The organism is Bradyrhizobium daqingense (assembly GCF_021044685.1).
GTDB classification, from domain to species: Bacteria; Pseudomonadota; Alphaproteobacteria; order Rhizobiales; family Xanthobacteraceae; genus Bradyrhizobium; species Bradyrhizobium daqingense.
Genome location: NZ_CP088014.1, coordinates 2,425,074 through 2,450,375 on the forward strand (window position 1 = coordinate 2,425,074; position 25,302 = coordinate 2,450,375).

Genomic DNA, 25,302 nt, shown 5'->3' on the forward strand with positions numbered 1-25,302 from the left:
CGATTGAACCACTGACGTCTCGGAGTACTGGATCGCCCGGTCAAGCCGGGCGATGACACCGAGAGTGCGGTCAGGCCACCGACTCGGACTCGCTTTCCCCCCGGCTCTGCCTGAGCGCCCGCGCATAGAGCATCATGCCCTCGCGCACCGTCCGCTGCTCGGCCTCGGTCAGCGCAGCCAGCGCGGCGCGCACCTGCTGGCGGCCGAACGCGTGCAGCGCCTCGAGCGTGCGCCGGCCCTTTGCCGTCAATGACAACAGCTTGCTGCGCGCATCCCTCGCATCCGGCGTCTCGCGCAGCTCGCCGCAGTGGATCAGCTTCCGCACCAGGCGGCTGACGCTGGATTTCTCCAGGCGCAGGAAATCACCCAGCTCCGCGGAGGTCATGGGCCCGCGAATGCCGATCTCCAGGATGGTGTGGACCGCCGACGGCGGATAGTCAAAGGCCGCCACCGTTGCGTCCATGAAGCCGAGCTCGCGCACCATCAGGCGCGACGCGGCACGAATGTCGTCGATCAGCGCCAGCTCGGCCATCTCTTGACTCCCGGCATATAGTTGTATCATACAACTATATGCGGTGCAACGGCGCGCGCAAGCGTTTTGGAGTGAGCCATGAGCGGAGCTTCGCCGGCGAGTCAGCGGATGAGGGGCAACGTCTGCCTCGTCACGGGCGGCGGCAGCGGCATCGGCCGCGCCACCGCACTGCGGATGGCGTCCGAAGGTGCGGAAGCGATCCTCGTCGCGGGTCGCCGCGCGGCCGAGATCGAGGCGACCGCCGCGGGCTGCCGCGACCTCGGCGCGGTCGCGATCGCACTCCAAACCGACATCACACGCGAGGACGACGTCGCGCGCCTCGTCGGGACGGCCATCGCGCGTTGCGGCCGGCTCGACGTCGCCTTCAACAATGCCGGCTTCCAGGAGCGGCGCGCCCCGCTGGAGGAGCAGGGCACCGACATCTACGACAGCGTGTTCGACACCAATGTCCGTGCGCTGTTCCTGTGCTTGCGCCACCAACTGCCTGTTATGCTCGCACAGGGCCGCGGCAGCATCGTCGTCAACGCTTCGGTCAGCGGCGTGCGCAATCCCAATCCCGGCTTCTCGCTCTATTCGGCCTCGAAGGCCGCCGCGATCTCGCTGACGCGCTCGGCCGCGATGGAGAACGCCCCGCGCGGCATCCGCATCAACGCGATCGCCCCTGGCCGCGTCGTCACCGACATGATGCTGCGCGCCGGCGTCGGCGATGTCGCGACGGTCAGTGCCGGCCTGCCGCTGCGGCGGATGGGCAGCCCGGAGGAGGTGGCGGAGGCCGTGGTGTGGCTGGCGTCGGACGTGTCATCATACGTGGTAGGACACGTGCTGGCGGCGGATGGAGGATTCCTCGCTTCCTAGCCCGGATGAGCGAAGCGACATCCGGGATTTTTGTCGTTGCAGCACGCCGAATATCGCTACGCTCATCCGGGCTACGGCAGCGTCAATGCTTCTGCCCGTACAGCACCGGCACCGCCGAATCCACGACGACCTCGACGAGGCTCGTGCCCGCATGCGCCATCCCGCGCTTCAGCGCCTCGCCGAGCTCCGCCGCCTTCGTCACCCGCACGGCATGGCAGCCCATGCCTTCGGCGAGCCGTACGAAATCGATCCCCGGCAGCTCCAGCCCGGGCACATTGCGCACCTGCATCACCTGGCTGAACGAGCGCATCGCGCCATAGCCGGAATTGTTGAGAACGACGATGGTGAGCGGCAGCTTGCGCTGCGCGGCGGTCCACAGCGCCTGGATCGAATACATCGCCGAGCCGTCGCCGATCAGGCAGACCGTGCGGCTGTCCGGCTTGCCGAGCGCCATGCCGACGGCGGCCGGCAGCGAATAGCCGAGGCCGCCGCTGGCCATCGTGTAAAAACTGTCCTGGCCGCGCATCGGCAGGAATTTCTGCATCGCCGGCCGGTGCGAGGGCACTTCCTCGACAAGTGATGCAGCTTCCGGCATTGCCTGCGACAGCGAATGCAGCAGGAATTCAACCGGCAACGGATCGGCCGCTTGCGGCGCCGGCGGCAGCGCGCGGCCCTTTGGCGCCGCGCGCTTGCTCTCCGGCAGCAGGTCGAGCAGCATCGAAAGCGCCGGCTTCATCGTCGCGATGATGCTGTTGCCGACCGGCGTCACCGCCGCCGCATCCGCATCGTCGGTGATCTGGAAGATCGTCGCGCCGCCGTCGAAGATCGCGGCATGGCCCTCGACATGGAAGGTGAACACCGGCGCACCGATCACGACGACGAGATCGTGCTCGCGCAGCGCGTCGGAGAGTTGGGCGGGTGAGGCGTGCAGGAAGCCCGCGAAGTGCGGATGCCGCTCGGGGAACGAACAGCGCGCCGAGAACGGGCTGACCCAGACGCTGGCCTTCGCTTTCTCGGCGACACGAACCATCAGCTCCACCGCACCGGCGCGGTCGACAGCGGGTCCGACGACCAGGGCAGGGTGTTTTGCGGCGCCGAGTGCGGCGACCAGACCCTTCATCGCGTCAGGCTCGGGGCCGATCTCGCGGCTGACGTTGCGGGCCTCGACCGGTGCGCAGGCATGCGCCCAATCGTCGATCGGGATTGACACGAAGGTCGGTCCGCACGGCGGCTGCATCGCAGTGTAATAGGCCCGCGCGACCGCGGCCGGCACGTCCTCGGGTCGCGCCGGCTCGACGCTGTATTTGACGTAGGGCCGCGGGAATTCAGAGGCGCGCTCGGCATAGAGGAACGCCTGCAGCGGCAGGATCGAGCGCGCCTGTTGCCCCGCGGTGATCACGAGCGGGGTCTGGTTGCGATGCGCGGTGTAGATGTTGCCGAGCGCATTGCCGACGCCCGCCGCCGAATGCAGGTTGACGAAGCCGGCATTGCGCGTCGCCTGCGCGTAGCCATCGGCCATGCCGACGGCGGAGGCTTCCTGCAGCGCCAGCACGTAGTCGATGTCGTCAGGCCAGTCCGACAGGAACGGCAGCTCGGTCGAGCCGGGATTGCCGAACACCTTGTCGATGCCGAAGGCGCGCAGCAGGTCGAGCGTCGCCTGCTTCACAGTGACGGTTTTGCTGCCGGTCTTGCCGTTCTTGGACATGGTTTCCGTCCCTACTATTTATTGAAAGTAGCAACCCACCCGTCATTGCGAGCGCAGCGAAGCAATCCAGAATCTCTCCGCGGTGACAGTCTGGATTGCTTCGTCGCTTCGCTCCTCGCAATGACGAGGAGAGGGCCTACCACACCGCCGTGCCCTTCATCGTCGGCTGCCCGTCCGCATTCGCGGTCCACAGCTCCATGCCCGCATCGATCTCGTTGGCGTTGATGGAAAACTCCGTACCCTCGAACAGCGGCTGCAGCCCGCGATAGCTGAACTTCTTCGGCGCCTTGCCGCCGCGCAGCTTCGCCGCCATCTCGATGATCAGCGCCGCCTGCAACGGCCCGTGGAAGATCAGGCCCGGATAGCCCTCGACCTTGGTGACGTAGTCGCGATCGTAATGGATGCGGTGGCCGTTGAAGGTCAGCGCGGAATATCGGAACAGCAGCACGGGATCGGAGACATGGACCTCACGGTGCTGCGCCTTCGGCAGCGGGGGTGGGGGCTTGCTGCCAGCGGGTGCGCTGCTCGTCATCTCGCGATAGACGATGTCCTGCCGTTCGCGGATCGCCGTGCCGCGCGGCGAGGAGATGCTGTGCTCGACCGAGACGAAGCACAGCGTGCCGGTCGAGCCTGATTTGACCTGCACATCGGCGATGCGTGAGGTCCGCGTCGAGTCATCCCCGACACACAGCGGCTGCAGGAATTCGATTTCGCCGCCGGCCCACATCCGGCGCGGCAGCGGCACCGGCGGCAGGAAGCCGCCGCGGGTCGGATGACCGTCGGGCCCGAGCATCGACATCGGAAACACCGGCTGCGCGAGGCACCAATGCACCGTGAACGGTGCGGCGTCGCCCTTCCTGGGCTCGCCGATTTCCTGGAACAGCGTCGCGCGCAAGCCCATCACGAGCTGCGCCGTGACGATGTCGGTGGCCTCCATGCTGCGGCCGATCCATTGCCGCAAATGATCGATGTCGAGCTTCTCGGTCATGATGCCTCGCTCTGTTACTTCTTCGATTTTGGATTCTCGCCGATGGCGGGCACCGGGCCGTAGGAGCGGGTCTCACCAACGATGATCGGCGCCGGTGCGGGATAGCTGACGCGCCCGTTCGGCGTATCGACTTCGATGCGGCGCAGATGCGGATGGCCCGTGAGATCCGCCATGGTGTTGACCTCGGCGAAGGCGATGTCGGCGTCCGACAGCCGCTTCAAGAGCTCGTCGCGCGTCATCTTGCCGAAGATGTCTGCAACGGTCGTGTCGGTGAACTCGCGGTTGCGCACGCGCTCGACCATGTTGGCGACGCGGGGGTCGCTGGGAAGATCCGGCTGATCGAGCACCTTGGCGCAGAGCGTCTTCCACTCGCGCTCGCTCTGAATCGAGATCAGGATGTCCTTGCCGTCCTTCGAGGTGAACACGCCATAAGGAGCGATCGAGGGATGGCGCAGGCCCATGCGCTTGGGCGGATTGCCGGCTTCCGAGTTGAGCAGCGGCACGGTGCACCAGTCCGCCATCACGTCGAACATGGAGATGCGGATGTCGGCGCCCTTGCCCGTGCGCCCGCGCGCGATCAGCGCCTCCAGAATCGCCGCGTGCGCGGTCGCACCGGTCGCGACGTCAACGATCGACATTCCGACGCGCGAGGCGCCGTCAGGATTGCCGGTGATCGAAGCGAGCCCGCTCTCGGCCTGGATCAAGAGGTCATAGGCCTTGCGATGCGCGTAGGGCCCCTCGTCGCCATAGCCGGTGATGGTGCAGGAGATCAGCTTCGGATAGTCCCTCAGCAGCCGCTCGCGCGAGAAGCCGAGCTTCTCCATCGAGCCCGGCTTGAGGTTCTGGATCAGCACGTCGGCGCTCGCGATCAGCTTCTCCAGCTCGGCGCAGCCTTCTTTCGTGGCGAGGTCGACCACGGCCGATCGCTTGCCGCGATTGAGCCAGACGAAATAGCTGCTCTGGCCCTTGGCCGCCGCGTCATAACCGCGGGCGAAATCGCCTTCCGGCCGTTCGATCTTGATCACTTCGGCGCCAGCGTCCGCCAGTCGCGACGAGCAGAATGGCGCCGCCACCGCCTGCTCCACCGCAATCACCCTGATCCCGTCCAATGCTCCCATGATGGCCGCCTCAGTACGAGCGCGGCATGCCGAGCACGTGCTCGGCGACGAAGGAGAGCACGAGGTTGGTCGAGATCGGCGCCACCTGGTAGAGCCGCGTCTCGCGGAACTTGCGCTCGACGTCGTATTCCTCGGCAAAGCCAAAGCCGCCATGGGTCTGGATGCAGGCATTCGCCGCTTCCCAGGACGCATCCGCAGCCAGCATCTTGGCCATGTTGGCCTCCGCACCACAATCGAGCCCGGCCTCGTATTTGCGCGTGGCCTCCTTCACCATCAGCTCGGCCGCGCGCATCGAGGCGTAGGCCTTGGCGATCGGGAACTGAATGCCCTGGTTCTGGCCGATCGGCCGGCCGAACACACTGCGCTCCTTCGCATAGTTCGTCGCCTTGGCGATGAACCATTTGGCGTCGCCGACGCATTCGGCAGCGATCAGGATGCGCTCGGCATTCATGCCGGACAGGATGTAGCGAAAACCCTTGCCCTCCTCGCCGATCAGATTCTCCGCCGGCACCTTCATGTCGGTGAAGAACACTTCCGTCGTGGCGTGGTTCATCATGGTGCGGATCGGACGGATCTCCAGCCCATTGTTCTTGGCCTCCCGCATGTCGACGATGAACACTGAGAGCCCGTCCGTGCGCTTCTTGACCTGATCCTTCGGCGTAGTGCGAGCCAGCAGGATCATCAGATCGGAATGCTCGGCGCGGCTGGTCCAGATCTTCTGGCCGTTGACGATGTAGCTGTCGTTGCCGTCCTTGCGTGCGAAGGTTTTCAGCGAGGAGGTGTCGGTGCCGCTGGTCGGCTCGGTGACGCCGAACGCCTGAAGACGCAATTCGCCACTGGCGATCTTCGGCAAATATTTCGCCTTCTGCTCGTCATTGCCGTGCCGCAGCACGGTGCCCATCGTGTACATCTGGGCATGACAGCCGCCGCCGTTGCAGCCCGCGCGCTGGATCTCTTCCAGGATCGCGGCGGCCGCCGAAAGCTTCAGGCCGGCGCCGCCATATTCCTCGGGGATCAGCACCGAGAGATAGCCGGCCTGCGTCAACGCATCGACGAAGGCCTTGGGGTAGGCCATCTCGCGATCGAGCTTGCGCCAGTATTCGCCGGGAAACTGCGCGCAGAGTTTTGCGACGGCTTCGCGGATGTCGGCGTGATCTTCGCTGTGGTGGTCTTGGCTCATGGCGTTTCCAATCGATAGCGGCAGTTAAGATAACGCCGGCCCATCCTCTGGCGTTGTGAAAACATCGCCAGCCCCCTATGCTCATTTGCTATAGCGTATGGAGTAGCCTTCCAGGATTGGCAAGCATGGATTTCCGGCAGCTCAGGACCTTCAGTTGTGTGGCGGAGCTCGGCAGCCTCTCCAAGGCCTCCGATACGTTGCGCGTCGCGCAGCCGGCGTTGAGCCGGCAGATCAAGCTCCTGGAACACGAGCTGCGCACCGAGCTTTTCACCCGCAACGGCCGCGGCATGGTGCTGACAGAAGCCGGCCGCCTGCTCCTGGCGCGCACCTCTGGCATCGTGCGGCAGATCGACCAGATCCGCGACGATATCCAATCGACCAAGGGCCTGCCGTCGGGCCAGGTCGTGCTCGGCCTGGTTCCGACCGTCAGTTGCGTGCTGTCGGCGCGCTTTGCGCGGCGCAGCGTCGAAAAGTTTCCCGGCATCTCGCTGCGCATCGTCGAGAGCTACAGCGGCCATCTCGTGGAATGGCTGCATCGCGGAGAGATGGATCTTGCCATCCTCTACGGCCGCTCGGCCGACCTGCATCTCAACGTCGAGAGCCTCGGCCGTGATAACATCGTCGCGGTCGGCCCGCGCGGCTGCGGCCTCGCACGCAAGAAGAGCGTCGATATCGGCTGGCTGTTGCGGCAGCGCCTGGTGTTGCCTAGTCATTCCCACGGCCTCCGCGCCCTGATCGAGCACGCCGCCGCCCAGCGCAAGATCAAGCTCAACGTGCAGCTGGAGGCGGATTCCTTTCGCGTGCTGACCAGCCTCGTCGAGGAGGGGCTCGGCTTTGCGCTCTTGCCGCCATCGTCGGTCCACGCCGAGGTCGCGGACGGGCGGTTGGAAACCGCTGTCGTCTCGAAACCGATGACGCGCGAGCTCATCTTTGCTTCTCCGATCGACCGTCCGGCCTCGACGGCCTCGCTCGCCATCACCGCGCTCCTGCGCGAGGAGGTCGCCGCCTGCCGCAAGGAAGAGGTCTGGGACATCCGGCTGAGTTAGATGTGCCTGTGTCGTAAAACAGTCAGGCGCCCTCTTGCCTTCGCATCTGGCGCGAGCTGTCATGCCGGAATTTTATAGCTGGGGGCGCCGCTGAGCTTGCCGCGGCCAATGTGATGCGCGGAAGTCGCCTCGTCATTGCGAGCGCAGCGAAGCAATCCAGCATCTCTCAGCGGTAGCAGTCTGGATTGCTTCGTCGCAAGGGCTCCTCGCAATGACGGGAGGAGAGAGTTCAGCCCGGGATCCGCACCGGCAGCGTCTCATATCCCTTGATGAAGCTCGAATAGATCCGCTTCGGCTCGCCGACTACCTCGATGCGGTCGAAACGCTTCAGCATTTCCTCCCAGACGATCTTGAGCTGCAGCTCGGCCAGGCGCATGCCAACGCAGCGGTGGATGCCGAAACCGAAGGAGAGATGGGTGCGCGGCCGCGGCCGGTCGATGATGAAGTCGTTCGGCTTCTCGAACATCTCCTCGTCGCGGTTGCCCGAGACGTACCACATCACGATGCGGTCGCCCTTCTTGATGTGCTTGCCGCCGATCTCGGTATCCTGGAGCGCAGTGCGCCGCATATGCGCCAGCGGCGTCTGCCAGCGGATCACCTCCGGCACCATGGAATCGATCAGCTCCGGATTGGCGCGCAGCTTGTCGTACTGCTCCGGGTTCTCGTTGAGCGCCAGCACCGAGCCGGTCATGGTGTTGCGCGTGGTGTCATTGCCGCCGACGATGAGCAGGATGATGTTGCCCATGAGGTTGTCGGGGTCCATGTGGCGGGTGGCATCGTTGTGCGCCATCAGCGACAAGAGGTCGTTGCGCGGCGCGGAGTTGACCCGCTCGTTCCACAGCTTGGACATGTAGGCGTAGCACTCGTCCATCTCGCGGCGGCGCTCTTCGGCGGAGGCGACGATGCCGCTCTTGGGCAGCGCGGTCGAGACGTCGGACCAGCGCGTCAGCTTGCGCCGCTCCTCCCAGGGGAAATCGAACAGCGTCGCCAGCATCTGCGTCGTCAGCTCGATCGAGACGCGCTCGACGAAGTTGAAGGTTTCGTTGCGCGGCAGATTGTCGAGCACGGTCTGCGAGCGTTGCCGGATCAGCTTGGCCAGCTCGTCGAGATGCTGAGGGGTGAACATCGGCGACACCGTCTTGCGCTGCGCCGAATGGCGAGGCTGGTCCATCGCGATGAAGCTCGGATAGTCGTAGCCGGGCGGGACGTCGCGGATCGAGATGCCGCCGAGCGTCGAGTCCGAGGAGAAAATGCCGTGATTGGTGTCGACATGCATGATGTCGTTGTACTTGACCACCGACCAATAGGGCTCGATCGGCGCGTTGGTGCAATAATGCACCGGCTCTTCCTTGCGCAGCCGCTCGAACCACGGCCACAGCGTGTCGTCCTGGAACAGCCTGGGCGCGCCGGGGTGGAATTGCGACAGCGGCGTCGCATAGGCCTCCTCGCGGGCCCTGCGCATGCGTTCGGCCTTGTCCACTTTGACCGGTGCTTGGATGTTCATGGTCGTGGCTCCAGTTGCGTTCTAATCACGCCGCAATCTTCACCGGCAGCGTCTCGATACCCTTCACGAAACTCGAATAGACCCGCTTCGGTTCGCCGACCACATCAATATGGTCGAAACGCCTAAGAATCTCTTCCCAAATAATCTTGAGCTGGAGTTCAGCGAGCCGCAGGCCCACGCAGCGGTGAATGCCGAAGCCGAAGGAGAGGTGGGTGCGCGGGCGGGCGCGGTCGATGATGAACTCGTAAGGTTTTTCGATCGCCTCCTCGTCGCGGTTGCCCGAGACGTACCACATCACGACCTTGTCACCCTTCTTGATCTGCTTGCCGCGGAACTCGAAATCGGAAAGCGCGGTGCGGCGCATATGCGCCAGTGGCGTCTGCCAGCGGATCACTTCGGGCACGAAGCTGTCGAGCAGATCAGGGTTCTCGCGCAGCTTGCGATATTGCTCCGGATGCTGGCTCAGCGCCAGAAGCGAACCCGACATGGTGTTGCGGGTGGTGTCGTTGCCACCGACGATCAAAAGGATGAGATTGCCGAGGAAGTTCTTGGCGTCCATGTCGCGCGTCGCGGCGCCATGCGCCATCATCGACAACAGGTCGCTCTTCGGCGGCTGCGCGCTGCGCTCCTTCCAGAGCCGGGAGAAATAGGCCGCGCATTCCGTCAGCTCGGCCATCCGCTCGTCTTCGGTGGCGACGAGACCGTCGGGACCGGGAATGGTGGTGGCGACGTCGGACCAGCGCGTCAGCTTGCGGCGGTCTTCCCAGGGAAAGTCGAACAGGACTGCCAGCATCTGCGTGGTCAGCTCGATCGAGACCTGGTCGACCCAGTCGAACACCTCGCCGCGCGGCAGGTTGTCCAGGCACTCGGCCGAGCGCTTGCGGATGTTGATCGCGAGATTGTCCAGGTGCGTCGGCGTGAACATCGGCGCCACGGTCTTGCGCTGGGCCGCATGCCGCGGCGGGTCCATCGAAATGAAGCTCTCGCGGCGCAGGTCCGGATCGATGTCGCGGATGGTGATGCCGCCGAGCGCGGAAGCCGAGGAGAACACCGAATGGTTCGTCTCGATCTCCATGATGTCGTTGTAGCGCGTCACCGACCAATACGGCCCGAACATCGAGTCCTTGCAATAGTGCACGGGATCTTCCCGGCGCAACCGGTCGAAATAGGGCCAGAACGTATCGGTCCTGAACAATTCCGGATCACCCGGATCGAATTGCTCCAGCGGCAGCGACGTGGCGCGCGCGCGCAGGGCGTCGAGCTTGGATGCGCTCTCGATGGTCCCATGCATGACCGCTCTCCCTGATAATGAACCGCGCGTCGTTGAATTCTGCGCTGCGGTATTCGACGTGCAATTACAGCCGGTTGTCTGCGTCGGGGCAAGGGCGAGTTTTGCCACATCCAACCTTTGCGAGAGCGTCGGACGGCCGTCACGCCTCCACGCGAACGTGACCTCCCGCACGCCACGCACCGGAGAATCATGCAAGAAGCCGACTGGAATCGAGCTAAATCGAACCCGCCTATCTTGGGGATCGACTAACCTCTGACCTATAGTTTGACCGGAACTGATCCGCATCTCGAGGTTGCTGCCGTGAATGACATGCAATGGGCGCCCATCGGCTCCGAACCCTTGCCCCCGCCGCTGCCGCCCGCGCGGGTCGATTTCACCGGCAACCGTACCGAGTTCCGCAAATTGGTCACCAAGGGTGCCATGCTGGAGCTCGTCACCTTCGGCTTCTACCGGTTCTGGCTCGTCACCGACATTCGTCGTCATCTGTGGACGCATACTGCGGTCGACGGCGATGCCGCCGAATACACCGGCCGGGCCAAGGAGCTCCTGATCGGCTTCCTAGTCGCGCTGGCGATCCTGGTGCCGATCTATCTCGCCTATTTCCTTGTTGGCATCGAGTTCGAGCGCTGGCAGGCCTTCGCCTCGGTGCCGTTGTTCCTGGCCTTCTACGCTTTCGGCCAGTTCGCGATCTTTCGCGCGCGACGCTATCGGTTGACGCGCACGGTGTGGCGCGGCGTGCGCTTCTGGATGGACGGCTCGGGCTGGGCCTATTCCCTCCGCGCCATGCTGTGGGGCCTGCTCGTGTTCCTCACGCTCGGCCTGGCGCTGCCCTGGCGTGAGGCTGCGCTCGAACGCTACAAGATGCAGCACACCCATTATGGCGATCTCACCGGCGATTTCGAAGGCGACGGCTGGACCTTCTTCAGGCGCGGCTGGTGGCTGTGGCTGCTTAGCCCGATCGCCTTCGTGATCTTTCCGATCGCGCCGTTCCTCTACGCCGAGTTCAAGGCGCGCGAATGGCGCTGGTGGCTCGACGGCATCCGCATCGGCGGCGTCAGCCTGTCCTCGCAGCTGCCGCACGACGCGTTCTACGGCCTGTACTGGAAGGTGATCGGCTGGTGGACGCTGCTCTCGGCCGCTTTCGGCGTTTACATGGTCGCCGGTATGTTCCTCGTCGTCACGCTGAGCGGCGTTTCAGCCGAGGAGGTGTTCGCCGGCGACAACGCCACCAAGAGCATTCCGATGGTGGTGATGATGGTGATCGGCTATTTCGCGGTCGCTCTTGCCATCAACATCGTCATGCGCGTCTATCTTCAGCGCGATCTCTGGGCCAAGGTGCTGGAAACCGTCGAGGTGCACAACATCGCGGCCGCGGCGGATGTGCGTGGTAGCGGTCAGCTCGCCAACGCGCTCGGCGAAGGTTTTGCCGACGGCCTGGATGTTGCAGGGTTTTGAACCGTGAGTGAGTTGTCGACCGAAGCTCCGGCGCAGTCCGTCAAGCCGACGATCTTCTTCGACGGCGTCTCGAGCCGCAAGCGTCAGGTGACGCTGATCCTCGGTGACGCCCTCGAGATCGTCGAGGAGGGGGCCGCGCCCGTTCGCTGGACCTATGCCGATATCCGCCGTGCCGACGGCCCGCCCGGGATGCTGCGCCTGGCCTCGACCTCGGCGCCGCCTTTGGCACGGCTCGAGATCCGCGATGCCGAGCTCGCGGCAGATGTGGTCGTCCGTTGCACGCGGCTCGACGGGCACCAGGCCACGCGCGGCGGTGTCGCCAGGATCGTGGGCTGGTCGGTCGCGGCCGCCGTCTCCATCGTCTGCGTCGTCCTGTTCGGCGTGCCGCTCGCCGCCGACCGCCTCGCGCCGCTGGTGCCCAAACCGGTCGAGCGCCGCATCGGCGATGCCGCCGAGGTGCAGATGAAGACCATCTTCGGCCGCAGCGTGTGCGAAGATCCCGCGGGCAAGGCCGCGTTCACCAAGCTCGTCAATCGTCTGCGCGACGCCGCCGGCCTCGACGACGATTCCATGACGGCGGGCGTGATGTCGACGCCAGTGCCGAACGCGTTCGCGCTGCCCGGCGGCAAGGTGTTCGTGCTCAAGGGTCTGCTCGATAAGGCCGAAAATCCCGACGAACTCGCCGGCATCCTCGCCCACGAGCTCGGCCACCTCAAGCATCACGACAACATGCGCGGCCTGATCTACAACGGCGGCACCTCGTTCCTGATCGGTCTGTTGTTCGGCGACGTCACCGGTTCCTCGGCGGTGATCTTCGCCTCGCGTAGCCTGGTCGAAGCCTCCTATTCGCGCGAGGCCGAGACCGCTGCGGATACGTTTGCGATCGCGACCATGCACGCGCTCGGCCGGTCGCCCAAGCCTGCGGCAGAGCTGATGTTCCGCATCACGGGTAAGGAGGGCGGCTCCGGCCTGACCAACATTCTCGCCAGCCATCCGCTGACCGAGGACCGGCTCGCCCGCATGACCAAGGAAGATCGTCCCGTCAGCGGCCCGCCGCTGCTGACCGACAAGGAGTGGCAGGCGCTGAAGGGCATCTGCGGGGGCGGGAAGGTGTGACGGCCTGCCTTCAGCGCATCACTTCGCCGGCGTTGCAGGTGGATTCGATCCCGTCGTGACGTTGGGCGCCGTGTTCGGGTTCGAGGTCGTGGTCTGCGGACCGACCTCCCGCCCATTGTAGAAGAAGACGGCGGCGACCACGGCAATCACGAACATCGCGCCGACCGCCCAGCCCACCGGGCTGTTGCGGCGGGCTCTGTCGGCCCTGCGCTCGTCATTCTGATAGGTCATCGTGCTCTCCATCGCAAAGCAGGAGAACCTCGCGCGATGCAAGCTGTTCCTAAACGCTTGGACTTATCGCGTCCCGTAGGCCCGGTCGCCGGCATCGCCGAGGCCCGGCAGGATGAAGCCGTTCTCGTCGAGGCCTTCGTCCACCGCCGCTGTCCAGATCGGAACGTCCGGATGCAGGCCGCGCAAGCGCTCCAGCCCTTCCGGCGCGGCGATCAGGCAGGCGAGGCGGATGTCCCTGGCGCCGCGCTCCTTCAGCCGGTCGATCGCGGCGACCGCCGTGTTGGCGGTCGCGACCACCGGCGTCACCACGATCGCCAGGCGCTCGCCGAGATCGGACGGCGATTTGAAGAAATACTCGACCGCGGCAAAGCTGTGCGGCTCGCGGTAGAGTCCGATATGCGCCACGCGCGCCGTCGGCACCAGATCCATCATGCCGTCGACGAAAGTGGTGCCGGCCCGCAGCATCGGCACGAACACCAGCTTTTTGCCTGCGATCTTCGCTGAGTGCATCGTCGCCAGCGGTGTCTCGATGACGGTATCGGCGAGTGGCAGATCGCGCGTCACCTCGTAGCACAAGAGCATGCCGATCTCCTTGATCAGCTCGCGAAACGATTTGGTCGAGATGGACTTGTCCCGCACCAAAGTCAGCTTGTGCTGCACGAGCGGATGATCGACGATGGTGACGCCTTCCATGACGGGATGCTCCTGAAATTCATCAAGTCGTCATTGCGAGCGCAGCGAAGCAATCCAGAATCGTTCCGCGGTAGGACTCTGGATTGCTTCGCTGCGCTCGCAATGACGTGCGTGGCTGCAAATCATGATCAAAAAACCGTGCCGTCGCTGATCACCTTGAGCGGCGGCGAACCGTCAGGACGGCGTGCGAAGGCAATGGCGCGGCCGGCGGCCCAGGTGCCGCCTTCGAGAATGCTGGCGAGCGGCAATGTCTCGGCCGTGCGGCCGAGCTTGGTACGAATCCGTTCGGCCAGCCAGTCGAGCAGCGCCACGGTCAGCGCGCGCCATTCCACGACAAGCAGTGAATCCACCGCATGTGCGCGCTCGGCATCGGCAGGATCGCGCAGGCGCAGCACCTCGTGATCGACGAACAAGCCGCCATTGCGATACTCGGCAAGCCCGGTCAGGCCGTCGATATCGGTGACGGCAAAGCCGGCGTGTTGCAGCGGCTCGATAAGCGAATAGCTCAGCCATTGCGACAGCTTATGCAGTGGCACGAGGCCGTCCGTTGCGTCGTTCGCCTTGATCGCCGGATGGCGCCAGCAATCGCCGAGCGGAATGCCGGCGAGTTCGAGCCGCGAGGGCCATATCGGCCCGAGCTGGTTCAGCGCCGCGGACAGGATGGTGGGCGCGGCAATGGCGCCGCCATTTGCCTGCGCTGCGATGTGATCGAACAGCCCACCCGGCCGCGGCGTATCGTGCAAGCCGAAGACATCGGCATGCTCTGCCACCAGCTTCCCCAACCGGCGCAACAGATCGGCACGTCCCTCGAGCCCGAGCAGCGGATTGTTGTCGCCGACTTGAAAGGCGGACGTGAGAGCGGAGAGTGGCAATTGCGCGAGCACGTCCGCATCGGCTCTGAACGCTGCGCTTGCATCGTGCGAGAAGAGCCCGCCCGCGAACATGTCGAGGCTTGCGATCGCAAGCCCCTCGGAGCGGCCGATGGCTTGTCCCGTCTCCACGTCGCGGTATCGCCACGTAGCCCCCGCGCCGGCATCGAGCAGCACGCTGACGATCGCAAGGTCGAACTCCGCGCGCGCCCGCGCCGCGCGGTCGGGCCACGACACTGCGCCGGCCAGTTGTGCCCAGCGATCGACACCGCCCAGCACAAAGTGCCGCCAGCGCGCATGGAAGGGGATGTCCAGTGCCGGATAAGCCTTGCGCGTCACGGCGAGCACGGCGTCCGCGGCACCGTCCATGCGGTCGAGATCGACGGTGAAATGGCGCAAGCCATCGGCAAGGCCGATTTCGAGCATCCGGTGAGCCCGCGTGCGAACCGCATTTGCGGTGAGCAGCGAACGCGCTTGCAATTCCAAAGCCTCCGTCATCGCGCGATCAGTATTTTTCCAGCGAACGCCCGACCACGCCATCCACGTCCTTCTCCGGCGCGATGTCGGTCGAGTAATAGCCGGCCGCCTTCTTTGCGGCGATCTCGACATAGGCATCGGCCGGGATCAGCTCCGGCGGGATCGGCACGCGCTCGACGATGTCGATGCCCTGCGAGGTCAGCGCGTCGTACTTCATGTCGCTCATCGACAGGAGGCGGTCGATGCGCTTCAGGCCGAGCCAGTGGATCGTATCCGGCATCAATTGCTGGAAGCGCGCGTCCTGGACGCCGGCGACGCATTCGGTGCGCTCGAAATAGGCCGCGGCCGCATCGCCATCCTCTTGGCGCTTGCGCGCATTGTAGACCAGGAATTTGGTGACCTCGCCGAGCGCGCGGCCTTCCTTGCGGTTATAGACGACGAGCCCGAGCCCGCCCTCCTGCGCGCCACGCGCGGATTCCTCGATGCCATGGATCAGGTAGGGACGGCAGGTGCAGATGTCGGAGCCGAACACGTCGGAGCCGTTGCACTCGTCATGCACGCGGCAGGTGATCTTTGTCCGATGGTCCGGCAGTTTCGTCACGTCGCCGAACAGGTAGACCGTGGTGCCACCGATCGGCGGTAAAAACACCTTCATGTCCGGCCGCGTCACCAGCTCCGGGAACATGCCGGCGGTCTGTTCGAACAGCGTGCGGCGCAGCTCGGTCTCGCCGGTGCCGAAGCGCGTCGCAAGGCCGGGCAGGTACCAGACCGGATCGATCGCGATCTTCACCACCGACACGCTGCCATTGGCGTGCACGACCTCGCCGTCGGCGCGTAAGCGCTTTGCGGCTAGCGCCTCGCGGATCTCCGGTAGGTCGAGCCGGGCCCGCGTCACCGCAATGCTCGGGCGAATGTCGACGCCTTCGGCGATCTCCTGGCGGAAGTTTTCGGCGACGAGATGACCCCAGGGATCGAGCGCGACGATCTTTGCGGGGTCCTGCCACTGCTCGAACGGCCCGATGGTCGCGGCCGGAAACGTGTTGGTGAGATCGGGCCGGCGGATCGGATCGAGTGCGCCGGCGGAGACCGCGAGCGCCCGGTACATCGCATAGGAGCCGCCATGGCTGCCGATCACGTTGCGATCGCCCGAGCGCGACACCGTGCCGATGATCGGCCCGCGGGCGCGCGCATCAGTGGCGCCCCAATGGATCGGGAAGGCGGCCTTCCGGCCCGGCTCCGGATGGGAGGTCAGGCGGATGTGGTCGGTACGGTTCGCGCGGCTCATGTCCAGGCTCCCAAAAAGCCAACGGCCCGCCGCTCGGACGGGCCTGGCTCGGTCGCGTTGCCAGTCGAGGACCCCGGCGACGCGAGCTCAATCCAACATATTGTAGCGGCAAGCCGCGACAGACAAGTTAATCGTGCCGGGGCGGGCAGGGCCCTTTGCGGCCAAATAGCTGCTGCCTGCCGACCTCCGCAAAAGTCAGTTTAAGAGATTGAAATATTGTCGGTTTTCGTGTTTTCAAGGGTTGAATGGTCCGGCTGTGTGGACGGCGAGGTCCGTTCGGACGCCTTGCCATCGCCTGCCTTGGAGACTGCCATGCCTGCCGCCAGCTACATCGACCCCCGCAACGGACAGCTCTACCCGCTCGACCAGCCGCGCTGGTGCTCGGACGAGCGCACGCCGCTGCTGGTGACGTCGGGAGCCGGCATCTCGCGGGAGGACATCGACGGCCGCACGCGCTCGCTCTGGCGCTACCGGGCGGCGCTGCCGGTCGACATCAAGAATCCGATCACCCTCGGCGAAGGCTGCACGCCGCTGGTGCAGCAGGGCTGGGGCGAACTGCGCCCGTTCTTCAAGCTCGAATGGTTCAACCCGACCGGCAGCTTCAAGGACCGCGGCTCTTCGGTGATGCTGTCCCATCTGCGCCAGATCGGTGTGGACGCGATTCTGGAGGACTCGTCCGGCAACGGCGGCTCGTCGATGGCAGGGCTGGGTGCCGCCGGCGGCATGCGTGTGAAGATCCTGGCGCCGGCCTCGACCTCGCCGGCCAAGATCGCGCAGGTGCGCGCTTACGGCGCGACGGTGCAGCTCGTCGAGGGACCGCGCGAGGAGTCGGAAGCGTAGGCGATCCGCCAGTCCAGTGAGACCTTTTACGCCAGCCACAATTGGCAGCCGTTCTTCCTCGAAGGCACCAAGTCGCTCGCCTACGAGATCTGGGAGGACCTCGGCTTCCGCGCGCCCGATAACGTCATCGTGCCCGTCGGCGCCGGCAGCAGCTTGCTCGGCTGCGCCTTCGGCTTCCGCGAGTTGCTCAAGGCCGGCCAGATATCGAAGCTGCCGCGGCTGTTCGCGGCGCAGCCGCAAAACTGCTCGCCGATCGATGCGAGCTTCAAGGCCGGCGTCGACACGCCCGTCGCGCGCGAGGTGCACAAGACCATCGCCGAAGGCACCGCCATCAAGAACCCGCTGCGCCTGCGCGAAATCATCGCGGCCCTGCGCGAGAGCGGCGGCCGCACCGTCGCACTGACCGAGGACGAACTCATCGCCGCCCTCGGGCGTCTTGCGCGGCAAGGCCTGTTCGCCGAGCCAACCAGCGCCAGCGCGGCCGCCGCGCTCGACAAGCTCTCCGCCACCGGCGCCATCAAGGCGAACGAGACCACGGTGGCGGTTCTCACCGGCACCGGTCTGAAGGCCGCGACGACGGTGGCCGATCTCGTGCAGTAGGGCGGAGCGGGCCGTGCTTACCCTCCCCTGGAGGGGGAGGGTCGATCGCGCGTAGCGCGAGCGGGGTGGGGTGATCTCTCCCCTCGGGCAGTCCCTTGAGGATAGATCACCCCACCCCGTCTCACATTTCGCTGCGCTCAATGCGAGCCGACCCTCCCCCTCCAGGGGAGGGTAAGACCGACTTCACTCCTTCAAATCATTCACGCGCTTCACCCATGCGCGCACGTCCTTGAGCACGGCGGGCAGCACCGCCTTGACCTCCGCCACCGTCATGCCGGCCTTGATGCGGGGATCGTAGAGCACGTTGAGGATGTACTGGTCGTAGACGTCGAAATAGCCCATCGAGACGTTGTCGTTGAACATCGTCCAGGGCACGCTCGAGGTGTCGTTGATCGGCCCGAGCGATTGCAGCAGCTCCTCATAGGCGCAATCGAGGAAGGTGAAATCGCCGTTGTCGACGGTGAGGATGACGTCGGAATGCTCGATCTCGAAATTGTCGTTCTTGCGGAATCCGGACAGGCATTGCGGATCGAGCGAGGAGCGGATCTCGCGCGCCTTCTCGGCGCCGTAGAAGCTGGTGAGGGTGCGGAAGAGGTCGCGGTCGCGCACGAGCTTCACGCGCACATTCGCCGCCTCGTTGGTCTCGATCATGGCGATGTCGAGATGCTGCACGCGGCGGGCGATGTCGGAGACGACCTTCGCGAGCTGCGCCTTGCGATCGGCGCGGTCGCTCTCGGCATAGACGCGCACCGGCCCGTCGAACTTGCGGATGCGGTCGACGCGGCCGGCGAGATGATATTCGGCGCCGAACGCCGTCTTCAGGAAGCCCTCGACGATCTCGCCGTCGGTGAAGCTCTTCCGCTCGGAGCGCTGGCGCGAGGTGACCGCGGGCAGTTCGCCCGCCGCAGCCCGGGATGCGGCGTCAGGGACCAATGTAAACGCGGCGAGCACCAGGAGGGCGATGCGGAGGCGAGGCGAGGGCGGATTTAGAGCGCTCATCGTCCGCCGACGCTGCCGCATTCACCCCGCGCGCACAAGCCCGCAAATGCACGCGCCCCTATGGGTTCCCACCGCCGTCGCCGTTGCGGCCTAGTTGTTCAGCACCACCACGGTGGTGCCGACGGCGACGCGGCTGTAGAGGTCGGTGACGTCGTCATTGGTCATGCGGAAGCAGCCCGAGGACACCGCCTGGCCGATCGTCTCCGGCTCGTTGGAGCCGTGGATGCGGTACAGCGTCGAGCCCAGATACATCGCGCGTGCGCCGAGTGGATTGTCGACGCCGCCCTTCATGTGGCGCGGCAGGTCGGGCCGGCGGGCCAGCATCTGCGCTGGTGGCGTCCAAGCCGGCCATTCCCTCTTCGCGGTGATCCTGTGCACCCCGCCCCAGCGGAAGCCGTCCCGGCCGACGCCGATGCCGTAGCGGAGCGCCTGTCCGTTCTGGAGCACCAGGTACAGCCGCCGCTCACTGGTGTTCACCACGATCGTGCCGGGCGCGTAATTGCCGTTATACATGACGGTGGTGCGGGGGACGGGATTGGCGCCGGAACGGAAGAAGTTCGGGCCGCCGCCCATGATGTCGCGCGAGTCGAACTCTTCGGCGAGCGCTCCGCCTGCGGTCGCGGACAGCAGAGCGACGGCGGCGATCGGCGCGGCAAAAAACCGGATCATTGTTTTCCCCAGCAAGAAATCGATTCAATGAACGCCACAGGCCATATTCGCGGGGATTCCGCAAGCCACGGGGCCGTGAGGGGGGCCATGCTCCATGATTGGCGTTACCAAATCGGCAACCACAATTTGCCGAAAAACATTAGCCAAACCCGCGCATGCCCGCGCGGGGCAGGGCAGCAACGGCGGCTATTGCTTTGACGGACCGCGCGAACAATGATTGATCGGGTGGATCACCTGAAAAGACCGGTTGCGGAGCAAAAAGAATGAATGGTGCGGAAAGCCTGGTGCGGACGATGGTCAAGGGCGGGGTGGACGTCTGCTTCACCAATCCCGGCACCTCCGAGATGCATTTTGTAGCAGCGCTCGACCGCGTTCCCGGCATGCGCTGCGTGCTCGGCCTGTTCGAAGGCGTGGTGACGGGCGCCGCCGACGGCTATTTCCGCATGAAGGGAACGCCGGCCTCGACGCTGCTGCATCTCGGCCCCGGGCTCGCCAACGGCCTTGCCAATCTGCACAACGCCAAGAAGGCTAATTCCGGCATCGTCAACATCGTGGGCCAGCACGCGGTCTACCACATCGGCTACAACGCGCCGCTGACCTCCGACATCGAGGGCCTGGCCCGGCCGATGTCGTCCTGGGTCCGCACCTCGCCGGATTCCAGATCGGTCGCTGCCGACGGCGCCGCGGCGATCGCCGCCGCCAAGAGCGCGCCGCCGCAGATCGCGACCCTGATCCTGCCCGCCGATACCGCCTGGAACGAGGCCGACGGCATTGCCGAGGTTCCGGCCGAGCAGCAGCGCGCGAGCTATTCGCCGCAGGCGGTCGAGCAGGCCGCCAGGATCCTGCATGGCGACGGCGAGGGCACGCTGCTCCTGATGACCGGCAGCGCCTTGAGCGAGCAGGGCTTGGCCCTGGCCGAGCGCATCGCGGGCAAGACCGGCTGCACCGTGATGGGCCCGACCTTCCGCCCCAAGATGGCGCGCGGCCGCGGCCGCTTCTCGATCGACCGCATCCACTACGTGATCGAGCAGGCGCTGCCGATGCTGGCCAAGTTCCGGCACATCGTGCTGGTCGAGTCCGACGATCCCGTGGCGTTCTTCGCCTATCCGAACAAGCCGAGCATGCTCAAGCCCGAGGGCTGCGAGGTCCATCGCATGACGTCCTGGGGCGAGAACTCTGTCGCGGCGCTCGAAGCGCTGGCCGGCGTCGTGAAGGCCAGCGCCAAGGACGTCAAGCCGCAGGCCTTGGCTGAGCTGGTCAAGCCGACCGGCGCGCTCAATTTCGCCTCGATCGCGCAGGCGATCGCCTGTGCGATCCCCGAGAACGCCATCATGGTCGACGAATCCCTCACCACCGGCCGCGGCTTCTTCCCGCCGACGGCGGCGGCGGCTCCGCACGACTGGCTCCAGAACATGGGCGGCTCGATCGGCTTCTCGACGCCGCTCTCGATCGGCGCCGCGATCGCTTGCCCGGACCGCAAGGTCATCACCATGGTCGGCGACGGCAGCGCGATGTACACCATCCAGTCGCTGTGGACGCAGGCGCGCGAGAACCTCGACATCGTCACCATCGTGTTCGCCAACCGCATCTACCAGATCCTGCGCGGCGAGTTCGACAATGTCGGTGCCGGCGAGCCCGGCCAGCGTGCCAACGACATGCTCAGGCTCGATCGCCCGACGCTGGATTTCGTCGCGCTCGCGAAAGGCATGGGCGTGCCCGGCCGGGCCGTCACCAATGCCGACGAGTTCAACAAGGCGCTGGCTGAAGCCGTCGCCGAGCCCGGGCCGCGCCTCATCGAAGTCCAGATGTAAAGAAACATTGGAGCGGCGCGGCGGGGCTGAGGAAAAATGCAGACCGAGCTGAACAAGGTGATCGCGGCGCTCCGGGACTTCTACGCCAACGAGACGTTCCTGTTCGAGAAGGACGTCGGCGAGCGTGCGATCACGCATCGCTTCGCGGTGCACCTGGAGAAGCAGTTCGCGGGCTGGTCGGTCGATTGCAATTACGACCGGCTCGGCGAGCGCACGCTGCACCTGCCACACGGCAGCATCATCTCGACCGACGATCATCTGGGCAAATCGATCTATCCCGACGTCGCGGTGCACCAGCGCGAGATCCCGAACAATCTGCTTACCGTCGAGATCCGCAAGGCCAGCAATCACACGCCGCTGGAGCACGACCGGCACAAGCTGCGCGCGCTGACCGACGTGCATGTCTGGTTTCCGTATTGGATCGGCGTGCTGCTGGTGCTGGATAGGCACCACGTGACGATGTCGGAAGTCTATGTCAGCGCGACGCTCGATGAGGCGCAGTCGCGCTGGTTCGCAAGCCGGCTGGCGGGGGTCGGACTAGCGGCCCCTTGAAGCGCTTACTGCTTTCTTCCGTCCCGCAACTCTGGCCTTCGTGCGCCTTCATCCGCCTGCAGCGGCTCTTTAGGCGCTTTTTCTCGCCATCGCGCATCGGACAGAAATAATCCTCCTTCCACCAACGCGCATTTGCAACGCGATTCCATTGCCGCGAGCGCGGTTACATCGCATCTATTGAATGGTTGCCGCGGCAAGTTGCTGAGACGTCTGGCGAAACGGACGTTCGGGCTTGTCGAACTTCAATGAGGATTTCTGCTGTGCGCTTCGTTCGATCTCTCCGCTTGCTGGCCGCATCCATCTTGACCGCATCGGTGCTCATGAGTGCCAGCGGCGCGAGCGCCGGTGTTTGGCCGAACCGTACCATCAAGCTCATCGTGCCGTTCCCTCCCGGGGGCGCCGCCGATACCGTCGCACGCGTCTACGCGGACAAGCTGAGCGAGGCGCTCAAGCAGCCCGTCGTCATCGAGAACAAGGCAGGCGCAGGCACCGCGATTGCGGCCGAAGCCGTCGCCGCCGCGGAGCCCGATGGCTACACCTTGTCGCTCGCTCCCGCCGGCCAGCTCACCATCCTGCCGCACATCAACAAGGAGATCAGGTACGATCCCTTCAAGAGTTTCGCGCCAGTGTCGAACCTGGCGACGGTCCCCTACGTGCTGGCGGTCGGTCCGGACACGCCGGTCTCGAACGCAAGGGACCTCGTCGCTGCCGCGAACAAAGATCCGGGCAAATTGACCTATTCTTCCTGCGGTCCTGGCACGCTCTGTCATTTGAGCGGCGAACTCTTCCAGCGCCAAACCGGCACGAAGCTCCTGCATGTGCCGTTCAAGGGCAGCGCCCCGGCGGTCAACGCACTCCTGGGCAACGTCGTCAATCTGTCGTTCGACACGCTGACCGTGCTGGCGCCGCAGATCCGCGACGGAAAGATCAAGGGCCTTCTCGTCACCAGCCGCGAGCGCTCATCGCAGCTGCCCGACGTCCCGACCGCAGCCGAAGCCGGTGTGTCGGACTTCGTGGTCGATTCCTGGTTTGGATTGGTTGCGCCCGCAGGTACCCCGGCTGAAATCATCCAGCGCCTGAACGCGGAAGTCGTGCGCATCGGAGCGCAGCCCGATGTCCGAACTCGGTTGGGGGCTCAGGGACTACGCGTCACCACCTCGACGCCCGAGGGATTTACCGACATCATCAAGGCCGACTACGGCCGCTGGGGCAAGGTGATCAAGGATTCGGGCGTAGAGGTCTTCTGACGCATGATCCGGAAAAGCGCGAAGCGTGGGTTTCCGGAAAGGTCATTCGTAAACAGCAGCAAGATGCGAAGCGGCGTGCGCTTTTGCGCACGCCGCTTTCTCGTCAGTAGTAATAGGGCTGCGAGTAGGCGTAGCGCGGGTTGATGCCGCAATAGGCCGACGTGCCGGAGGCGCTCGCCGCACATTGCTGATAGCTCGAGAACTGGCAGTTGCCGGGATAGCCCCAGTGGCGGCCTTGCAGGCAATATCTGTCGCTGCCGGCCTGGGCCGGCGCCGCCGACAACGACGCGGCGATCAGGGTTGCGAACGATGCAAGCGTGAGGATGGTGCGACGCATTTCAATCTCCTTCGATGGTGGTGGAACGGCCGTGCTTGGCGTTCCCGTGGCCTGTCTGACGCACGGTCATGCTGTGTTGGTGTCGACGACGCCGGATGCGTTCGAGGCGAGGTACATCGTGCCGCAGCCGGCGGCGGCCACTGTGATCTCGGCCACAGTTCGCACGCGGGTTCCGACCTATTCTCGGCGAACTTGCATGCCTCGATCCCGTGGGACTAGGCTTGCCTCATTCGGATCAGGCATTTTTGGAGGTTCTGATGCAGAAATCATATTTGCTGGCTGCGACGGCAGCGCTGGTTGTCATGATGCACACGACATTTACGCTGGCGCAGAGCGCGCCGGCCGCCGGCGGAACCGCTGCGCCTGCGGCGACAGCTCCAGCGCCGGCCGCGACGGCACCGGCTGCCGCCACCGATGCCAGCGAGCCGGGCACTTCCAAGAAGAGCGCGTCGAAGAAGCCGGCGAAGAAGAAGATGACGCGGCAACAGGAGATCGATCATTCGGTCGACACCGGCACTGTCCCGGCCCGCTACCGCAGCTCGGTGCCGAAACAGTACCACCAATACATTCCCTTCGATAAGCGATAAGCGATCGCACGGCGGCGCGGCGGGATCGCCGGCTGCGTCGCCGTTGCGCCTTGAAGGGTGGCCTTTGCCATGGCATCCAACGACATACATTGTGGCGATCTGCCGGCGCGGGGTCGCGCTAGCGTTTTCGAGTAAAGAGGCCAAGGTCCGGGGGAAGGAATGAGCGACGACGGGAAGGATGCTGGCTTGGTGGCCATGATCACCAGCATCCTGGGAGGCAACAAGCGCGCAGAGACAGTAACCCCGCCGCCGCTCACCGAGGCTCCCCCGACAGCGCCGGCCAACGAACTCGAGCCAGTCGAGCCGCCCGCTCTCGATGCCTCGCCGGCTGAGCCCGAGACCACGCCAGAGCCTGCGCCCGAGGCCGCGCCGGCCGAATCGAAGCCGGCCGAAGCACCACCGAAAATCGCCACCACGCGTGACGGCAAGCAATTGCTGCCTGCGGAAGCGATTGCCGATCTCGTGCTCGGCGAGCTGCGCAAGATGGAGAATTTTCCGGCGACCGGGGCCTCGGTCACGGTCTATGGTTACAGGCACTGGAACGCCATGATCACCTTCGCCCCGTTCTCGACCACGTTCCAGAATGCGACCAGGTTCCGCCAGGCCCTGCCGGATCTCGTCTTCAAGCTCCGTCGTTTCGTCGAACTTGAGATATAGTCAGGGTCAACACCGGGCGCGGGGAACGCGCTGCCGGGTCGCCCGAACAGTTCGACAGGAAGCCAGCATTGAGCGTCGCCTTCACCAAGGAAGAGAGCGCCGAAACCGCGTCCGAGACGCTGTTGCCGGATCGTCCCATCTCGCCGCATCCGAACCTCGTGACGGAGGCCGGCCTGCAGGCGTTGCAGAGACAGCTTGCCGAGGCGCGGCAGGCCTATGAGGCCGCGCAAGCCATCGAGGACGTCAACGAGAAGCGCCGGCAATCGGCCGTGCCCCTGCGCGATGCCCGCTATCTGACCGAACGGTTGCGCACTGCGCAGCTCGTTCCCGACCCGGCCTCGACCGATACCGTCGCCTTCGGCAGCACCGTCACCTTCGGCCGCGCGGACGGCCGGGTGCAGACCTATCGCATCGTCGGCGAAGACGAAGCCGATCCGAAGGCGGGCACGATCTCGTTCGTCTCGCCGGTGGCGCGATCGCTGATGGGGAAGGCGGTCGGCGACGTCGTTGGGGCGGGCGCGCAGGAGATCGAGATTTTGTCGATCGCGTAGGGCGGTCAGGGGAGGCGAGCATTGCGTGGCAAACGGCGCTATCGACAGGAGCGATCTCATTCGCCTAAAGCATGATCCGGAACAGCGCGAGGCCGACGTCTCCGCCA

Annotated in this window: 24 protein-coding genes and 1 pseudogene; 11 read left to right on the forward strand and 14 right to left on the reverse strand. The window is 65.2% G+C overall.

What is annotated here, in order from left to right; genetic code table 11:
* Positions 1 to 70 precede the first annotated feature (70 nt).
* Complete coding sequence (locus tag LPJ38_RS11590) at positions 71 to 532, reverse strand: MarR family winged helix-turn-helix transcriptional regulator (RefSeq protein ID WP_167520445.1); 462 nt, start codon at positions 530 to 532, stop codon at positions 71 to 73.
* Positions 533 to 610: 78 nt separating this feature from the next.
* Between LPJ38_RS11590 and LPJ38_RS11595 the strand changes: the two genes are divergently transcribed.
* Positions 611 to 1,387: an SDR family NAD(P)-dependent oxidoreductase gene (locus tag LPJ38_RS11595; protein WP_145632923.1), complete on the forward strand. Its 777-nt coding sequence runs from the start codon at positions 611 to 613 to the stop codon at positions 1,385 to 1,387.
* Positions 1,388 to 1,469: 82 nt separating this feature from the next.
* Here the strand turns inward: LPJ38_RS11595 and mdlC are convergent, their stop codons facing one another.
* From mdlC to LPJ38_RS11615, 4 genes are all read right to left on the reverse strand, one after another.
* A complete protein-coding gene (gene mdlC, locus LPJ38_RS11600; RefSeq protein ID WP_145632920.1) occupies positions 1,470 to 3,092 on the reverse strand; it encodes a benzoylformate decarboxylase in 1,623 nt (540 codons plus the stop codon).
* 136 nt (positions 3,093 to 3,228) lie between these two features.
* Positions 3,229 to 4,080, reverse strand: coding sequence for an HTD2 family dehydratase (locus tag LPJ38_RS11605; protein ID WP_145632917.1), 852 nt, complete (start codon positions 4,078 to 4,080; stop codon positions 3,229 to 3,231).
* A gap of 14 nt (positions 4,081 to 4,094) precedes the next feature.
* The gene (locus tag LPJ38_RS11610; protein WP_145632915.1) at positions 4,095 to 5,198 is read right to left on the reverse strand and encodes a CaiB/BaiF CoA transferase family protein; all 1,104 of its coding nucleotides are present in this window, start codon (positions 5,196 to 5,198) and stop codon (positions 4,095 to 4,097) included.
* Between the two features lie 10 nt (positions 5,199 to 5,208).
* Positions 5,209 to 6,378: an acyl-CoA dehydrogenase family protein gene (locus LPJ38_RS11615; protein ID WP_145632912.1), complete on the reverse strand. Its 1,170-nt coding sequence runs from the start codon at positions 6,376 to 6,378 to the stop codon at positions 5,209 to 5,211.
* A 125-nt stretch (positions 6,379 to 6,503) separates the two neighbouring features.
* On the opposite strand from LPJ38_RS11615, the gene LPJ38_RS11620 reads away from it, so the two are divergent.
* On the forward strand, positions 6,504 to 7,424 hold the full coding sequence (locus LPJ38_RS11620; protein ID WP_145632909.1) for a LysR substrate-binding domain-containing protein: 921 nt from the start codon (positions 6,504 to 6,506) through the stop codon (positions 7,422 to 7,424).
* Between the two features lie 229 nt (positions 7,425 to 7,653).
* Here LPJ38_RS11620 and LPJ38_RS11625 read toward each other — a convergent pair whose 3' ends face one another.
* Complete coding sequence (locus LPJ38_RS11625) at positions 7,654 to 8,928, reverse strand: cytochrome P450 (RefSeq protein WP_145632906.1); 1,275 nt, start codon at positions 8,926 to 8,928, stop codon at positions 7,654 to 7,656.
* Positions 8,929 to 8,953: 25 nt separating this feature from the next.
* A complete protein-coding gene (locus LPJ38_RS11630; protein ID WP_145632899.1) occupies positions 8,954 to 10,219 on the reverse strand; it encodes a cytochrome P450 in 1,266 nt (421 codons plus the stop codon).
* Positions 10,220 to 10,528: 309 nt separating this feature from the next.
* On the opposite strand from LPJ38_RS11630, the gene LPJ38_RS11635 reads away from it, so the two are divergent.
* Both LPJ38_RS11635 and LPJ38_RS11640 read left to right on the forward strand, forming a co-directional pair.
* Positions 10,529 to 11,674, forward strand: coding sequence for a YjgN family protein (locus LPJ38_RS11635; RefSeq protein WP_208750547.1), 1,146 nt, complete (start codon positions 10,529 to 10,531; stop codon positions 11,672 to 11,674).
* Between the two features lie 3 nt (positions 11,675 to 11,677).
* Positions 11,678 to 12,790, forward strand: coding sequence for a M48 family metallopeptidase (locus tag LPJ38_RS11640; RefSeq protein WP_145632893.1), 1,113 nt, complete (start codon positions 11,678 to 11,680; stop codon positions 12,788 to 12,790).
* Between the two features lie 18 nt (positions 12,791 to 12,808).
* Here the strand turns inward: LPJ38_RS11640 and LPJ38_RS11645 are convergent, their stop codons facing one another.
* From LPJ38_RS11645 to LPJ38_RS11660, 4 genes are all read right to left on the reverse strand, one after another.
* Positions 12,809 to 13,021, reverse strand: a complete 213-nt coding sequence (locus LPJ38_RS11645; protein WP_145632890.1) for a hypothetical protein — start codon at positions 13,019 to 13,021, stop codon at positions 12,809 to 12,811.
* 63 nt (positions 13,022 to 13,084) lie between these two features.
* Complete coding sequence (gene upp, locus LPJ38_RS11650; RefSeq protein WP_018317218.1) at positions 13,085 to 13,714, reverse strand: uracil phosphoribosyltransferase; 630 nt, start codon at positions 13,712 to 13,714, stop codon at positions 13,085 to 13,087.
* Between the two features lie 128 nt (positions 13,715 to 13,842).
* A complete protein-coding gene (locus LPJ38_RS11655) occupies positions 13,843 to 15,081 on the reverse strand; it encodes a URC4/urg3 family protein (protein WP_145632887.1) in 1,239 nt (412 codons plus the stop codon).
* A 7-nt stretch (positions 15,082 to 15,088) separates the two neighbouring features.
* Positions 15,089 to 16,345: a GTP cyclohydrolase II gene (locus tag LPJ38_RS11660; RefSeq protein ID WP_145632883.1), complete on the reverse strand. Its 1,257-nt coding sequence runs from the start codon at positions 16,343 to 16,345 to the stop codon at positions 15,089 to 15,091.
* Positions 16,346 to 16,657: 312 nt separating this feature from the next.
* On the opposite strand from LPJ38_RS11660, the pseudogene LPJ38_RS11665 reads away from it, so the two are divergent.
* Positions 16,658 to 17,785 (forward strand): annotated as a pseudogene (locus LPJ38_RS11665) (threonine synthase).
* Between the two features lie 183 nt (positions 17,786 to 17,968).
* Here the strand turns inward: LPJ38_RS11665 and LPJ38_RS11670 are convergent.
* Together LPJ38_RS11670 and LPJ38_RS11675 are read right to left on the reverse strand one after the other, a co-directional pair.
* The gene (locus tag LPJ38_RS11670) at positions 17,969 to 18,784 is read right to left on the reverse strand and encodes a DUF2927 domain-containing protein (protein WP_145632880.1); all 816 of its coding nucleotides are present in this window, start codon (positions 18,782 to 18,784) and stop codon (positions 17,969 to 17,971) included.
* A gap of 90 nt (positions 18,785 to 18,874) precedes the next feature.
* Positions 18,875 to 19,453, reverse strand: a complete 579-nt coding sequence (locus LPJ38_RS11675; protein ID WP_145632876.1) for a L,D-transpeptidase — start codon at positions 19,451 to 19,453, stop codon at positions 18,875 to 18,877.
* A 263-nt stretch (positions 19,454 to 19,716) separates the two neighbouring features.
* On the opposite strand from LPJ38_RS11675, the gene LPJ38_RS11680 reads away from it, so the two are divergent.
* From LPJ38_RS11680 to LPJ38_RS11690, 3 genes are all read left to right on the forward strand, one after another.
* Entirely contained in the window at positions 19,717 to 21,264 is a 1,548-nt protein-coding gene (locus LPJ38_RS11680; protein WP_145632874.1) for an acetolactate synthase large subunit, read from the forward strand.
* Between the two features lie 36 nt (positions 21,265 to 21,300).
* Positions 21,301 to 21,816 (forward strand): hypothetical protein, encoded by a 516-nt coding sequence (locus LPJ38_RS11685; RefSeq protein ID WP_145632871.1) that lies wholly within the window; start codon positions 21,301 to 21,303, stop codon positions 21,814 to 21,816.
* Positions 21,817 to 22,136: 320 nt separating this feature from the next.
* On the forward strand, positions 22,137 to 23,063 hold the full coding sequence (locus LPJ38_RS11690; protein ID WP_231088610.1) for a Bug family tripartite tricarboxylate transporter substrate binding protein: 927 nt from the start codon (positions 22,137 to 22,139) through the stop codon (positions 23,061 to 23,063).
* A gap of 103 nt (positions 23,064 to 23,166) precedes the next feature.
* On the opposite strand, the gene LPJ38_RS11695 is transcribed toward LPJ38_RS11690, so the two are convergent.
* Positions 23,167 to 23,400: a DUF3551 domain-containing protein gene (locus tag LPJ38_RS11695; RefSeq protein ID WP_008563627.1), complete on the reverse strand. Its 234-nt coding sequence runs from the start codon at positions 23,398 to 23,400 to the stop codon at positions 23,167 to 23,169.
* 257 nt (positions 23,401 to 23,657) lie between these two features.
* Here LPJ38_RS11695 and LPJ38_RS11700 point away from each other — a divergent pair, with 257 nt between their 5' ends.
* The 3 genes from LPJ38_RS11700 (at position 23,658) to greA (ending at position 25,195) form a co-directional block, all read left to right on the forward strand.
* Positions 23,658 to 23,987, forward strand: a complete 330-nt coding sequence (locus LPJ38_RS11700) for a hypothetical protein (protein WP_145632865.1) — start codon at positions 23,658 to 23,660, stop codon at positions 23,985 to 23,987.
* 159 nt (positions 23,988 to 24,146) lie between these two features.
* Complete coding sequence (locus tag LPJ38_RS11705) at positions 24,147 to 24,644, forward strand: hypothetical protein (RefSeq protein WP_145632861.1); 498 nt, start codon at positions 24,147 to 24,149, stop codon at positions 24,642 to 24,644.
* 68 nt (positions 24,645 to 24,712) lie between these two features.
* Positions 24,713 to 25,195 (forward strand): transcription elongation factor GreA, encoded by a 483-nt coding sequence (gene greA, locus LPJ38_RS11710; RefSeq protein ID WP_145632858.1) that lies wholly within the window; start codon positions 24,713 to 24,715, stop codon positions 25,193 to 25,195.
* Positions 25,196 to 25,302 lie beyond the last annotated feature (107 nt).

Excerpts from the sequence above, each read along its gene's own strand:
- LPJ38_RS11590 (WP_167520445.1), bottom strand. The coding sequence starts at position 532 with ATGGCCGAGCTGGCGCTGATCGACGACATTCGTGCCGCGTCGCGCCTG.
- LPJ38_RS11595 (WP_145632923.1), top strand. The coding sequence starts at position 611 with ATGAGCGGAGCTTCGCCGGCGAGTCAGCGGATGAGGGGCAACGTCTGC.
- mdlC (WP_145632920.1), bottom strand. The coding sequence starts at position 3,092 with ATGTCCAAGAACGGCAAGACCGGCAGCAAAACCGTCACTGTGAAGCAG.
- LPJ38_RS11605 (WP_145632917.1), bottom strand. The coding sequence starts at position 4,080 with ATGACCGAGAAGCTCGACATCGATCATTTGCGGCAATGGATCGGCCGC.
- LPJ38_RS11610 (WP_145632915.1), bottom strand. The coding sequence starts at position 5,198 with ATGGGAGCATTGGACGGGATCAGGGTGATTGCGGTGGAGCAGGCGGTG.
- LPJ38_RS11615 (WP_145632912.1), bottom strand. The coding sequence starts at position 6,378 with ATGAGCCAAGACCACCACAGCGAAGATCACGCCGACATCCGCGAAGCC.
- LPJ38_RS11620 (WP_145632909.1), top strand. The coding sequence starts at position 6,504 with ATGGATTTCCGGCAGCTCAGGACCTTCAGTTGTGTGGCGGAGCTCGGC.
- LPJ38_RS11625 (WP_145632906.1), bottom strand. The coding sequence starts at position 8,928 with ATGAACATCCAAGCACCGGTCAAAGTGGACAAGGCCGAACGCATGCGC.
- LPJ38_RS11630 (WP_145632899.1), bottom strand. The coding sequence starts at position 10,219 with ATGCATGGGACCATCGAGAGCGCATCCAAGCTCGACGCCCTGCGCGCG.
- LPJ38_RS11635 (WP_208750547.1), top strand. The coding sequence starts at position 10,529 with ATGCAATGGGCGCCCATCGGCTCCGAACCCTTGCCCCCGCCGCTGCCG.
- LPJ38_RS11645 (WP_145632890.1), bottom strand. The coding sequence starts at position 13,021 with ATGACCTATCAGAATGACGAGCGCAGGGCCGACAGAGCCCGCCGCAAC.
- upp (WP_018317218.1), bottom strand. The coding sequence starts at position 13,714 with ATGGAAGGCGTCACCATCGTCGATCATCCGCTCGTGCAGCACAAGCTG.
- LPJ38_RS11655 (WP_145632887.1), bottom strand. The coding sequence starts at position 15,081 with ATGACGGAGGCTTTGGAATTGCAAGCGCGTTCGCTGCTCACCGCAAAT.
- LPJ38_RS11660 (WP_145632883.1), bottom strand. The coding sequence starts at position 16,345 with ATGAGCCGCGCGAACCGTACCGACCACATCCGCCTGACCTCCCATCCG.
- LPJ38_RS11670 (WP_145632880.1), bottom strand. The coding sequence starts at position 18,784 with ATGAGCGCTCTAAATCCGCCCTCGCCTCGCCTCCGCATCGCCCTCCTG.
- LPJ38_RS11675 (WP_145632876.1), bottom strand. The coding sequence starts at position 19,453 with ATGATCCGGTTTTTTGCCGCGCCGATCGCCGCCGTCGCTCTGCTGTCC.
- LPJ38_RS11680 (WP_145632874.1), top strand. The coding sequence starts at position 19,717 with ATGAATGGTGCGGAAAGCCTGGTGCGGACGATGGTCAAGGGCGGGGTG.
- LPJ38_RS11685 (WP_145632871.1), top strand. The coding sequence starts at position 21,301 with ATGCAGACCGAGCTGAACAAGGTGATCGCGGCGCTCCGGGACTTCTAC.
- LPJ38_RS11690 (WP_231088610.1), top strand. The coding sequence starts at position 22,137 with ATGAGTGCCAGCGGCGCGAGCGCCGGTGTTTGGCCGAACCGTACCATC.
- LPJ38_RS11695 (WP_008563627.1), bottom strand. The coding sequence starts at position 23,400 with ATGCGTCGCACCATCCTCACGCTTGCATCGTTCGCAACCCTGATCGCC.
- LPJ38_RS11700 (WP_145632865.1), top strand. The coding sequence starts at position 23,658 with ATGCAGAAATCATATTTGCTGGCTGCGACGGCAGCGCTGGTTGTCATG.
- LPJ38_RS11705 (WP_145632861.1), top strand. The coding sequence starts at position 24,147 with ATGAGCGACGACGGGAAGGATGCTGGCTTGGTGGCCATGATCACCAGC.